At 35.3% G+C, this 12,741-nt stretch carries 12 protein-coding genes; 6 read left to right on the forward strand and 6 right to left on the reverse strand.

Going from position 1 to position 12,741, the window contains the following annotated elements; genetic code table 11:
- Positions 1–17: 17 nt before the first annotated feature.
- The 5 genes from V4D31_RS06925 to V4D31_RS06945 are packed head-to-tail and all read right to left on the reverse strand — an operon-like array spanning position 18 to position 3,979.
- A complete protein-coding gene (locus tag V4D31_RS06925) occupies positions 18–284 on the reverse strand; it encodes a hypothetical protein (RefSeq protein WP_353685721.1) in 267 nt (88 codons plus the stop codon).
- Positions 250–675 (reverse strand): flagellar export chaperone FliS, encoded by a 426-nt coding sequence (gene fliS / locus V4D31_RS06930; RefSeq protein WP_353685722.1) that lies wholly within the window; start codon positions 673–675, stop codon positions 250–252. Before fliS ends, V4D31_RS06925 begins: the two co-directional genes overlap by 35 nt.
- Positions 672–2,000 carry a flagellar filament capping protein FliD gene (gene fliD, locus V4D31_RS06935; protein WP_353685723.1) on the reverse strand — a complete coding sequence of 443 codons (1,329 nt, stop codon included), beginning with the start codon at positions 1,998–2,000 and terminating at the stop codon, positions 672–674. Before fliD ends, fliS begins: the two co-directional genes overlap by 4 nt.
- The gene (locus tag V4D31_RS06940; RefSeq protein WP_353685724.1) at positions 2,001–2,390 is read right to left on the reverse strand and encodes a flagellar protein FlaG; all 390 of its coding nucleotides are present in this window, start codon (positions 2,388–2,390) and stop codon (positions 2,001–2,003) included.
- Between the two features lie 56 nt (positions 2,391–2,446).
- The gene (locus tag V4D31_RS06945) at positions 2,447–3,979 is read right to left on the reverse strand and encodes a flagellin (protein WP_353685725.1); all 1,533 of its coding nucleotides are present in this window, start codon (positions 3,977–3,979) and stop codon (positions 2,447–2,449) included.
- A 207-nt stretch (positions 3,980–4,186) separates the two neighbouring features.
- Here V4D31_RS06945 and V4D31_RS06950 point away from each other — a divergent pair, with 207 nt between their 5' ends.
- Genes V4D31_RS06950 through V4D31_RS06975 form a run of 6 tightly spaced genes read left to right on the forward strand, consistent with a single transcriptional unit; the run spans position 4,187 to position 9,995 of the window.
- Positions 4,187–4,411, forward strand: coding sequence for a NifU family protein (locus tag V4D31_RS06950; RefSeq protein WP_353685726.1), 225 nt, complete (start codon positions 4,187–4,189; stop codon positions 4,409–4,411).
- Positions 4,412–4,415: 4 nt separating this feature from the next.
- Positions 4,416–5,621, forward strand: a complete 1,206-nt coding sequence (locus V4D31_RS06955; protein ID WP_353685727.1) for an N-acetylmuramoyl-L-alanine amidase — start codon at positions 4,416–4,418, stop codon at positions 5,619–5,621.
- A complete protein-coding gene (locus V4D31_RS06960; protein WP_353685728.1) occupies positions 5,622–7,169 on the forward strand; it encodes a D-aminoacylase in 1,548 nt (515 codons plus the stop codon).
- Entirely contained in the window at positions 7,166–7,807 is a 642-nt protein-coding gene (locus V4D31_RS06965) for a type 1 glutamine amidotransferase (protein WP_353685729.1), read from the forward strand. The genes V4D31_RS06960 and V4D31_RS06965 overlap by 4 nt, the downstream gene beginning before the upstream one ends.
- Before the next feature lie 3 nt (positions 7,808–7,810).
- A complete protein-coding gene (locus tag V4D31_RS06970; protein ID WP_353685730.1) occupies positions 7,811–8,884 on the forward strand; it encodes an AI-2E family transporter in 1,074 nt (357 codons plus the stop codon).
- Positions 8,877–9,995 carry a Vms1/Ankzf1 family peptidyl-tRNA hydrolase gene (locus V4D31_RS06975; RefSeq protein WP_353685731.1) on the forward strand — a complete coding sequence of 373 codons (1,119 nt, stop codon included), beginning with the start codon at positions 8,877–8,879 and terminating at the stop codon, positions 9,993–9,995. The genes V4D31_RS06970 and V4D31_RS06975 overlap by 8 nt, the downstream gene beginning before the upstream one ends.
- Here the strand turns inward: V4D31_RS06975 and uvrA are convergent.
- Positions 9,984–12,725 (reverse strand): excinuclease ABC subunit UvrA, encoded by a 2,742-nt coding sequence (uvrA, locus tag V4D31_RS06980; protein ID WP_353685732.1) that lies wholly within the window; start codon positions 12,723–12,725, stop codon positions 9,984–9,986. The two genes, V4D31_RS06975 and uvrA, sit on opposite strands and share 12 nt — an antisense overlap.
- Between the last annotated feature and the right edge of the window lie 16 nt (positions 12,726–12,741).

Consider the following 12,741-nt stretch of genomic DNA (forward strand, 5'->3'; position numbering starts at 1 on the left):
AACTTCTTGAAAGTTGATTAACCAAGATATTGTTTTGCTGCCTGAATTTTTTTTAATTCTTCAACTAAAAATTGCTTCTTTTCTTCAGAAAGTTCTTTCAAATAGGCTAAAACTCTACCCACTGCCTGCAATTCTTCAGAAGACAGACCTGCCATGTCCTCTGCATTGATCTCCTGAATAATTGAAAGAGCTTCTTCATAACGATTTTCCTTGAGGGCGATTTGAGCCTTAATCAGCAGACTTCTTATTTTAGACGGCTCCAGCAGTTGCTCTTCCGGGTTCATACTGTCCTTCCTTTGCCTGTTTTTTTACATCCTCCCATGCTGCCTTAAGATTATTTAAAATTTCTATGCATTTGGAAATTGTTTCAACATCATTAAAAAGATTGGCTCTTACAAGCTGTTCTACAATGGTTGTGTAAATTATGCTTAGATTTTCTGCAATCTGTCCACCACGCTGTCTGTCAAGAATGTCATTGAGATAATACATTATATCTGTTGCTCTGCTTAGTTCAATAGCCTTTTTCTTTACAATTTCAGGATCATCAACCCCTTTAATTATTAACTCCCTTGCAATATTAAGGGAAACAATTGCTCTATCATAAAGCATTGTTATAAGTTCAAGAGCATCTGCTCCCATTACCTTGCTTTGCAAATAGGCATCTACATAATTCATTTTTTACCTCCCTTTGTCATTTCTGAAAGTGTTGTCATAAAGTCTTGAAGTCTGTTACTTATTTGATTCATCTGTGATATAAATGATTCAAGACGGGCATACTCTTGCCTCAGTCTTTCTTCATATTTTGCAAGATACTCCTGCATGCTGGAGATTTTATCATCAATTGAATTAATCTGGGATTCTTCCATGCCTTCATATGTTTTTATTGAAGAAGTCCATCCAGTCAGTGCAGTGCTAAAAGAGTTTTTGATTGTAGTTATTATATTTTTTAATTTATCAGGATTTGATGATTGCAAAGACTGTAATGCATCGGTGTTTATTGAAATTGTTCCATCTTTGTCAGAATAATTAATTAAACCAGCACTTATAAGTGGATTGAGAAGATTTACAAAACCTGTTTTAATTGTTGTAACTGCGGCTTCACCCTGAAACTGAGCACCTTTGGCAGTCATTGAGTTTACAAGAGATATTACTGAATTATAATAATTTGCAAAGCTATTAAGAGTGGCTGTTATCTGAGAGTAATCTTCGCTCACTGTTAATGTGGCTGAACCTGTCTTGTTTACTGTAATATTAAGTCCTGTAAGCAACCCTGAAAATGTATTTGTTGGGCTTGTTACAGGAGTTGTTGAATTTCCTATTGTTATTGATGCATTCTGAGCATTCTGAATTGGACTGTCCAGGCTACCAAGCTCTACAGGCATTCCTGTTGCTTCAATAACATAAGAAGAAGTGGCTGTATTTGTTTCCTTTTTTGAGTTTGCAGGGTTTGCTTCAGTGAGCAATAGCCTGTAGTCTGAGCCTGTATAGTAAACTGAGGCTTTGATGTTGTTTTGAGCTGAATTTATACTATTTACAAGGTCCTGAAGCGTTTGCCCTGCTGAGTAATTTATATTGTAAGTAAGATAATTTAAGTCATCCGTCCAGTACTTAAGTGTAAGAGTTCCTGAAGATGAAAATGTCCCTGTTAATGAAGACAGTCCTTGTGTGCTTGCACGCATTTCTGTTTGAGCAAGCTTGTTAACTGTTATATTCATTGTCAGATTTGGAGTATCCGATGTTGCAGTTGCCTCTAAAACCGTTGTATCTGAAGAAGTTGCTTTTTTTGTATTAAAAATACTGCTTATGTTGAGATTGCTGAAAAAATTCTGAATGTCATTCAATGCACCATAAAGATTTGTAAGACTTGAAACCTTTGCCTGAAGCAGAGCTTTCTTCTGAATAAGGGCAGTAAGAGGCTGTTGCTTTATCTGCATTAATTTATCAATTATTGCTCCTGTATCAAGTGTTCCTGTAATACCTGAAAAATATAAATCTGCCACTTAAACCTCCCTCGAGTAAAATACTCCTTTAAGTTCTTCCATTCTTCTTAAAATCTCAACAATCCATTCTGGTGGAATCTGTCGTATTACTTCCTCTGTTGTCATATCAATAATCTTTGAGATAGGCATCTGAAGCTCCTGATCTATATCTATCTGAAGATATTTCTCAAGCATGCTGAATTTGTGTCTTAGCTCTTCCATCATTTTGTTAAGCTCTTGCTGAGACACTGTTATTTTTTGATTTTTATTTGTTCCACTTAAATTATCATCGTTTTCAGTTTTAATTATGTCTTTCTGATTTGCATAAATAATTGTTTGAGTATTGTCTGCTTCCGTGTGTCTGTATGGATTTATGATTATTGTTTCCCTTTCTATCCCATCCACCTTCATATTTGACTCCCTTTAAAAAATTAAACAGGGGAGGGAGTCCTCCCCTACTCATTTTACTATCTCAGAAGCTGAAGCACAAGCTGTGGAAGTGCATTTGCCTGTGCAAGCATTGCCATACCTGCCTGCATTCTTATCTGCATTGTTGTAAAGTTGCTCATCTCAGCTGCAAAGTCTGTGTTACGAATGACATTTTCAGCTTCCTTTGTGTTGTCATAGGATGTCTTCTGACCATCCCATATTGCCTGAAGATTGTTAATTACTGAACCAATCTGGGTACGAACTCTGTCAACCTTTTTAATTGCAGTATTTGCAATATCAATAGCAAGTTCTGCTCCAGCATTTGTTGTTACATTAATGCTATTTAGGTTATAAAAGCTTCCATTTCCTGTAGCTGCAACACCAAGACCTGCATTAGAACTGCTTATTCCAGTGAAATCATAATTATATGAATCTGTTCCAGCAATTGACAGATTTCCAACTTTTACAGCAGAGCCTGTAGCAGTAGTTGCTGATGATACTGATCCTGAAGCACCCTCAAGAAGTGTAGCAAGGTTAACAGAAAGACCACTAGTAGAAGTTACCTCTACTCCTATTGTTTCTCCAGTTGTTGTAAGGACAAGCCTACTTCCAGAAGTTGAAGCAGTTATATTTAAGCCTTTAGCTGAAGCTTGAGTATTTATCTGGGAGACAAGCTGATCAAGAGTAAGAGTTTGTCCAGAACTTACTGTAATAGAAATTGCGTTTGCAGAAGCGGTATTAGAGCCTACATAAAAATTTATAGTAGCAGACTGATTTGTTCCTGCCTGGATATTGCTGAAATCTGTGCTTGCTGTAGAGCTATTTTTTGCTCTTGCAGAGATTCCTAAAGACTGTAAGGTTGCATTATTGTTTATTGCATCTGCTATTGCCTTTGCATCAACAGCACCAGTATAGCTAAGATATGATGAATCTTTAAGACTTACGCCTGCTACAGTTACTGTATCAGCAGAAGCGTCATACTGCCAGTTTGCTGTAATTAATGAAGTATAAGCTGATGTTGCACTTGATGTAACCTGACCATTTCCCTGGACTACATAAGCACCAATGTTTGATGCCTTTACATTTGGAATACTTGTTGTAATTGTCTGATCTGCCCTTGCACCATAGTGGATAACCTTACTTGCAAATGTTCCATCAAGAAGTTTAATTCCATTGTATTCTGTATCAGTTGCGATTTTCTGAATGGCATCAACAAGATTTGTAATATCATTCTGAAGTGCTGCACGGGCATTCGGGTCATTGATGTCATTTGCTGCAGACTGCGCTTTTGTGTAAATTGTCTGAAGTTTTTCAAAAATCTGTCCAACATTTGACTCTGCAATCTGAAGTGCACTTATACCTGTCTGAATATTACGATTACCCTGGTCCAAAGCTGCTCCAACTGTTGCAAGCTGGTCTGCAATAAACAGACCTGCTGCATCATCTGCTGCACTTAAGATTCTCTGACCTGTTGAAATTCTTAAAAGAGATTTGTTCATTGCCCTTTCATTTCTTAAAAGGGCAGTGTGTGTTACTGTTGCCTCTGCATTGAAGTTAATTCTTAATGCCATGGTTTAAACCTCCATGTTTTTTATTTAGGATGCCTCCTGCATCCAGACAGCATACGGGTGAATTCGCTCCTTCACCTCCTTTCCACCCTGCTGTCTTAATTTTTTAATCGGTGAATTTTTAAAAAAGTTTAGCTTCACACCCCTTGAGCTTGAGAAAATATTTTGCAAATAGGGTATAATTATTAAAAACAACAGAGGAGGTTTTTCATGATTGACAGAACAAAGGTTGAGCAAGTTCTTGGCAAAATAAGAGTGGGACTTATGGCAGACGGAGGTAACATTGATCTTGTTGAGATTAAAGATGATGTAATTTATGTGAAGTTAAAAGGAGCATGTGGAACATGTCCAATGGCAACACTTACTCTTAAAAACTGGGTTGAAAAGACTCTTAAAAGTGAGATTCCAGAGGTTAAAGAAGTTGTAGCTGTTTAATGGGATGTTAAGATTTTTCAGGGTTCTATCCATTTTTGCTTTTGTAGCACTGTCTGCTTTTTCTGCTTTTGCACAGGAAAAGATTCAAGTTAAGGATATAAGATGTTATGAGCTTTCTGAAAGATTAAGGGTAGTAATTGAAACAACAGGAATTTCTGAGTTTGTAAAGGGAGAGCTTAAAAATCCTGAAAGACTTTTCTTTGATATAAAAAATGCCTCACTCAATAAAGAGTTAAAAAAAGAGTATTCAGTAAACAGCCCGGTTGTAAGCAAAATTCGCGTTGGACAGTTTGACGCCAATACAGTAAGAATCGTTTTTGACCTTAAAAAACCTGATTATGAATTCAAAATCATTCAGCTGGAAGATCCTTTCAGAATGGTAATTGATATATATCCGAGGGGAAATGCCAAGTCATCAATAAAATCTGATGATGGAGAAGTAAAAAACATACTGAAGCGAAAAATTGTCATTGATCCAGGGCATGGAGGTAAGGATCCCGGTGCAATTGGACCTTCAGGATTGAAGGAGAAAGATGTTACACTTGATATTGCTCTGAAAGTTAAAGAACTCTTAAAAAATGAACCCTCCTTTGAGGTAATCCTAACAAGAGACAGAGATGTTTTTATACCACTCAATGAAAGAACAGAGATTGCAAACAGACTTCAGGCTGATCTTTTTATTTCCATTCATGCAAATGCCTCTCCAAATTCTTATGCCCGCGGAATAGAAACATATATTCTCAACTGGACTGATGATGAGGAAGCAATAAGAGTTGCAGCAAGAGAAAACGCCATTTCTATTAAAAAAATGAAACAGTTAAAAAGTGAAGTGGGATTTATGCTGGCTTCTTTAGAAAGAGAAGCAAAGAGAGACAGCTCTGTTCGGCTTGCAGGATATGTTCATAATTCACTAACTGAAAGCTTAAAGGCTGCATTCTTAAGGCATGACAATGGACTAAAGGGTGCTCTTTTTTATGTACTTGTTGGAGCTCAGATGCCTTCCTGTCTTCTTGAAGTATCCTACATCAGCAATCCAGAAGAAGAAAAACTTCTCAGCAGTGATTCATATAGAATGCAAATAGCTCAATCAATTGTTGAAGGAATAAAAAATTATTTTATGCACACAGAGCAAATTAAAAAAGTAAAATATACAAGGCATAATTCTTCAAAAACTAAAGTAAATGGGCAAAAAACAAAAAAGGCAATTTAAATGGATTTGTTCATAGAAAAAGCCTTAATCTTTAATGGACTTGGCAGTCCTGCCTTTGAAGCTAACATAGGAATAAAAAAGGACAGAATAGTTTACATAGGCAAAGAAAAATACTCTGCCAGGGAAACCATAAATGCAAAGGGATTGATTCTTTCACCTGGTTTTATTGATACACACTCCCATTCTGATTTCACAATCCTTGCAGACCCTGTTGCAGAAGGCAAAATAACGCAGGGAATAACCACTGAAATAAATGGCAACTGCGGAGTATCAGGATTTCCAATGTTTGGTGAAGTTTTTGAAAGAAGACTTTCGGAAATAAACCTGCTTGGGCTAAAACCATGGAATGACTTTAAGCATTACATTGATTTATTGAAAAAAGCAGCTCCTTCAATTAATTTTATCACCTTATGCGGACACGGTAATATTCGCGGCTGTGTAATTGGATACAAAAATGTGAAAGCCCAAAAAAAAGAGATAAACAAGATGAAAGAAATTTTGAAATCCCATCTTGCTATGGGAGTAAAAGGTCTTTCAACAGGCTTGATATATCCACCTGGAATTTTTTCTGATACAGAAGAAATCATTGAGCTTGCAAAAACTTTAAAGAAATTTAAAGGTATTTACGCAACTCATATGCGGAGCGAAGGTGAAAAGCTTCTCAGTGCATTGGAAGAAACAGTTTTTATTGGAATGAAAACAGGAGTTTCTGTTCATATATCTCATCTTAAGACATCAGGGAAGGAAAACTGGTGGAAGATTGAAGCAGTTTTTAAAATTATTGAAGAGGCGCATTCTAATGGAATAAAAATAACAGCAGATCGATATCCTTATACTGCCTCTCAAACAGATCTTGATGCCTTCTTACCATCATGGATAATTGAAGGAAGCAGGGATGATATTATAAAGAGACTGAAAAACAAAAACATAAGGAATCAAATTAAGAAATATCTTAAACAGCGCGGAAGAGAGTTTCTAAACAGTCTTTTAATTTCCGATGCTGCTTTTAACAGAACACTTGAGGGCAGGAGACTGGGAGAGATTATTGATTTTGAATGCTCTGCTGACTTTATATGTGATTTACTGATTCGTTCAAATCTTCAAGTTGGAGTGATATACTTTGGAATGAGCGAGGAAAATCTTGAAAAAATTCTTTCCAGACCCTATGTTATGATAGGAACTGACAGCTCTGCAAGAAGTTCAAAGGGGATTACAAGACAGGGGAAACCTCATCCAAGAGGTTTTGGAAGTTTTCCAAGATTTATAAAAAGATATGTTCTTGATAAAAAGATATTAAGCCTTGAAGAGGCAATAAGAAAAATTACTTTTCTGCCAGCAAAAACTTTCAAAATAGAAAAAAGAGGAGCTATAAAGGAAGGCTATTTTGCAGATATTGTTATTTTTGATCCTGCTGAGATTGAAGACAGAGCCACCTTTGAAAATCCTTTTAATACTTCAAAGGGGATCAAATATGTTATTGTAAATGGAGAAATTGCTGTATTTGAGGGTTCTCTAACAGGAAAAAGAAGTGGAAGAATGCTTTTATGAAAGTTGTTGGAATCACATGTAGTATTGATGAAAAAAAGATTTATTTAAACAGGGATTATATCCAGAGCATTATCAGAGTCGGTCTTACTCCTTTAATAATTTCACCGGATATGACAGAAAAAATAATTGATAGTATTGATAAAATTTCAGGACTACTGATCTCAGGAGGTGAAGACATAAATCCAGAATTTTATGGAGAAAAAAATACTGCCTGTAAAAGTCTTGTTCCTGATGAGAGGGTTATGGCAGAGATGAAGCTTCTTGAGATATTTATTCAAAAAGAAAAACCTGTTCTTGGAATATGCTATGGAATGCAGCTTATGAATGTTTTTTTAGGAGGAACTCTCTGGCAGAACATTGAAACTGATATAAATCACACAGAAGGCGATCATGAAATTCAGGTCATTGATGATTTTTTATTGAAAAAAGGCATTTATAGAGTAAACAGTTCCCATCATCAGGCAGTTAAAACTCCTGGTAAAGGTCTTGAGATATTTTGCATGGCAAAAGATAAAGTTATTGAAGGAGTTTATCTTAAAGGGCATCCTTTTTTTATAGGAGTTCAGTGGCATCCAGAAAGAGATTGCTCTGAAGCCTCATGGAAGATTTGGCAAAGTTTTTCAAAAAAGATAAAATAAAATATGAGTCCTTCAAAAAAATACAGACTCTCTCTTGAAAGAAGCTTTTATATCTGGATTTTATTGTTTTTTATCGGTATTCTGGGGTATCTTAACTTTCAGATACTTAAGTCTTTTTTCGCCTCCCTTGGCTGGGCTACAGTTATTGCTCTTGTATTTCACCCTATTTTTGATTTTGTAAAAAAGTTTTTAAAATATAAAGGATTGTCAGCATTTGTAACAATTCTGCTCATAATACTTCTCTTTCTTCTCCCTTTTGTTTTTATATCATATCAAATAATACTTGAAGCAGGAGAGCTTATAAAAAAAGTAAATCTTCCAGAACTTGTAAATAATATAACAACAAATCCTGTACTGGTAAAAATACTTGAAAAGCTAAGCTTTATTACTGCAGGAGATGTTTCATCTACAGAAAATTTAATTAAAAATGAAATCGGAAATTTAATGAAAGAAAGCGCCTTAAGAATTGCACATGGATTTGGTGATGTAGTGAATCTGTTTATCAATCTTATCTTAACTTTTTTTATTGCTTTTTTCTTTTTAAAGGACGGAGAGAGCTTTGTAAAAAAAATTGGCGAGTTTTTACCCTTTGCTGAGACAGATAAAGTATCCATAAGAAAGCAGATAAAAAACATAATTTATACCACATTTTATGGAGGCATTCTTATAGCAATACTTCAGGGCACAATTCTTGGAATAACCTTTTATCTTCTTAATATTCCTTCAGCAACTTTGTGGGGATTTGCAACTGCTATAGCATCTTTTATCCCTGTCTTAGGAGCTTTTGCTGTATGGGGTCCTGCCTCTGTTTATTTGCTGGTTAAAGGTTATATTTTAAAAGGATTAATTCTTGCAGTTGTTGGAGCACTGGTAATAAGCTCAATTGATAATGTTTTGAAACCTGTAATAATAAAAGGTAGAGTAAAATTACCACTTATTTTTATATTCCTGTCTGTTCTTGGTGGTATCAAGGTTTTTGGACTTATTGGATTTATAATTGGTCCGCTTGTTTTTAGCCTTTTTGTTTCCTTCCTGGAGATTTTAAAGAACTTTATAGGAGGTGCTGAAAATGTTTGAGAGAAAGGATTTAGAAAGACTTGAAAAGTTCAAATTTGAAGATGCTTTCGTCGTAAGTCTTTTTCTTAATGTTTCTCCACAGGAGAGAAAAAAACAGGCTTATCTGTCAAAATTTAAAAATCTTGTAAAAGCTTTACCAGAAAAAACTCTGAGCTCTGTCAAAGAAGATATAGAAAAGATAGAGAGTTTTCTTCAGAGCGAAAGAGAATCTTTTAAAAAATCTCTTGTTATTTATAGCTGTATTAAAAAAGAGCTTTGGATAAGGTATGATTTAAATGTGGAACTTAAAGAGGATTTAATAGTTGATAAAACTCCTTATACAAGCCCGCTTTTTGATTTAATTGATAATTATCAGAAATATGGCGTTATTCTTGTTGACAAACGCACAGCAAGAGTTTTTTTAGTTTTCCTCGGAGATATTGAAGAATATGGAATGATTGAGCATGAAGATGTACCGGGCAAACATAAGAAAGGCGGATGGTTTGCTCTGGCAGAGAAGAGATATGAGAGACACATTGATTATCATGTAAAAATGCATCTTAAGGATGTTGTGGATAAGTTCGGAGATTTTCTTAAAGACAAAGAGATTAGAAGACTTATTGTTGCAGGTCCGGACGAAGCAATTTCCCATTTGATGGATATGATTCCTGATGAAGTGAAACTAAAAATAGTAGGAAGAGCAAACATTGAAAAACATGCTTCAAAGGAAGAAGTTCTGGAAAAAGTTCTTCCAATAATTGAAGAATATGAAAAATCTAAGGAAAAAGAAACAGTTTCCGAACTTATTACAAGGGCATTGAAAAATGACAACTCTGTCACTGGAATTGATGATACTCTGAAATATTTAAGAGAAAAAAGAGTAATGAAACTTGTCATAGCCAGAGATTATGAAGTAGAGGGTTACATCTGTGAAAACTGCGGTTTTGCAACAACTCAGCCTGTTGAATGCTGTATGGAATGTGGTAACTGCGTAATGAAAGCTGATAACTTACTGGAAAAGGCTACAGAAATGGCAATTGAGCAATCTGCCCTCGTTGAGGTTGTAAAGGATGAAAAGGACAGACAGAGACTTATTGAATATGGTGGTATTGGTGCCTTCTTAAGATTTTAAGTGTTCTCTTAGATATTTTGCAGTGTAGGAATTTTTAACTTTAAGGAAATCATGGAGGTTACCTTCGTAAAGAAGGTAGCCTCCTTCATCTCCGCCTTCAGGTCCAAGATCAATTATCCAGTGAGCATCTGCTATTACCTGAAGATTGTGTTCAATTATAATTACTGTCGCTGATTTATCAATGAGTCTTTTCACAATATGGAGAAATTTCTTTATATCTTCATAATGAAGTCCAACAGTTGGTTCATCAAGAATGTAAATAAAACCTTTAAGATTGGATTTTCTTGATGTGATTGAATTAATAATTTCTTCACAGATTTTAATTCTCTGTGCCTCACCACCTGAAAGAGTTGTAGCAGGCTGTCCTAATCTCAGATAACCAAGACCGAGTTCTCTCACAATATTTATTTTTTCTCTTAATGCAAACTCATCACAAAAAAATTCATAGGCTTCATCAAAGCTCATTGATAAAACTTCATGGATGTTTTTGTCTTTGTATTTTATTTCCAGCACTTCTTTTTTGAATCTTTTTCCTTCACAGTCCTCGCATGGTAAAAATAAATCTTCAAAAAAATACATCTGAACTCTTATAAATCCTTCACCTTTACAGGTTGGGCACTGACCTTCTGAACTGTTTACAGAAAAAGCACCAGAGGACAGTCCTCTTGCTCTTGCCTCTCTTTGAGAGGCAAATATGTCACGAATTTTGCTATAAAGCCCGAGATATGTAACTGGCATAGACTTTGGTGTTTTTCCAATGGGAGATTGATCAATGAGTTTTATTGTTTTAATATTTTTTATTCCTTCAATGCCATCAAATGAAAGGGGCTCTTCATTGTCCAAACCGAGCTGGTTTGCCACTGCTTTATAAAAGGTATCAACAACAAGAGAGCTTTTCCCTGAGCCTGAAACTCCTGTTACCACTGTAAGAGCGTTCAGTGGAAAATGAACTGTGATGCCTTTGAGATTATGTCCCCTGGCATTTTTTAAAGTGATAAATTCTTTGTAAAACCTGGAAAATTGGCTAATTAAATACGCATCATTTTCTTTAAGATAATTGGCAGTAGGTGTATTCATTTTTAAAAAATTCTTCATTTTTCCAGAGTAAATTACTTTGCCACCAGAACTACCACCTCCAGGACCGAGTTCTATTATCCAGTCTGCCTGTTTTATTACATCTCTGTCATGTTCCACAACTATTACTGTATTTCCATAATCTGTAAGCTCTTTCATAACTTTAATAATTCTATCAGTGTCTCTTGGATGAAGTCCCACAGTTGGTTCATCAAGAATATAAAGAGTTGCGGTAAGCTTATTTGAAAGCTGATTTGATATATTAAGTCTCTGGTACTCTCCCCCAGAAAGAGTTTTAATCTGCCTGTCAAGAGTTAAATATTTCAGCCCTACTCTTTCAAGAAAATCAAGCTTTTCAGAAATCTGTTTTAAAGGTTCTTCTGCGACCATGGCTTGTTCCGGAGAAAGTTTAAGTAATTGAATCCATTTTTTAAGCTCAGTTACTGACATAAAGTTTAAATCACCTATGTCAAGTCCATTTATTTTAAACATCAATGCTTCTTCCTTTAATCGCTTTCCTTTACATACTGGACACAGAGAAGGCTTTCTAATTCTTGAAAGAAAAACTCTTATATGAACCTTGTATCTTTTTCTTTCAAGTTCTTCAAGAAAATCATTCACTCCGTAAAAATACTGATTCCCTGTAAAAATAAGATTTTTGTGCGCCTCTGGTAGAGCTCTGTAAGGAATATTTACATTGATTCCTGAAAGCTTTGCTCCCCTGATAAGCTGCTGTTTCCACCATTTGAGTGATGGTCTTTCCCATATTTCAATAGCGCCTTCAGCAAGGGAAAGCTCTTTATCTGGAATAATAAAACTTTCATCATATTTGAGTATGTAACCAAATCCTTTGCATTCAGCACAGGCACCCTGTGGATGATTAAAGGAAAAAAGAAGTGGAGAGGCTTCTGGAGCTTTTATACCGCATTGAGGGCATATTGCCTCAGAAGGGAAATTGAGCAATATATTGTCTTCAACAATGTAAACTTTAACATTTCCCATCTTGAAAGCTATTTCCACTGAATCATTAAGTCTTGAAACATCTGAAATGCGTAGCCTGTCAACAATTATCATTTTCAATTTTTCATGAAATTCTGAAAGCTCTTTTACCACAGCATGAGTATTTTCATATATGAAAACTCTTGAAAAACCAAGTTTAATAAGTTTTTCAGTAGATTCTTCGCTTTCAAACATTATAAATGCTCTTTTGCCAGAGTAATTTTGTAAGAGTTCCTGAACGATCTTTGAAGGGCTCCATGCTTTTATCTCTCTTTTACATTCTGGACATATGGGAATTGCTATTTTGGAAAAAATTATTCTCAGATAATCATAAATTTCAGTATGAGTTCCAACAGTTGCTCTTGAACCTTTAACAGGATTCCTCTGCTCAAGAGCTATAGAGGGTCTTAAATTGTCAATTAAGTCAACATCCGGTCTTGGAAGTTTTTCAATAAATACTCTTGCATAACTTGACATGCATTCAATAAATCGCCACTGAGCCTCAGCATATATTGTGTCAAAGGCAAGAGATGATTTGCCAGAGCCTGAAATCCCCGTAATTACAGTTAATTTATTGTGAGGAATGAGTAACTCTATGTTTTTTAGGTTATTCTGCCTTGCTCCTTTAATTATGAGATAATCCTCTACTTTGCTCATGGGCATCTTTTATTCT

The sequence above is a fragment of the Thermodesulfovibrio sp. 3462-1 genome, from assembly GCF_040451425.1.
Classification (GTDB): domain Bacteria; phylum Nitrospirota; class Thermodesulfovibrionia; order Thermodesulfovibrionales; family Thermodesulfovibrionaceae; genus Thermodesulfovibrio; species Thermodesulfovibrio obliviosus.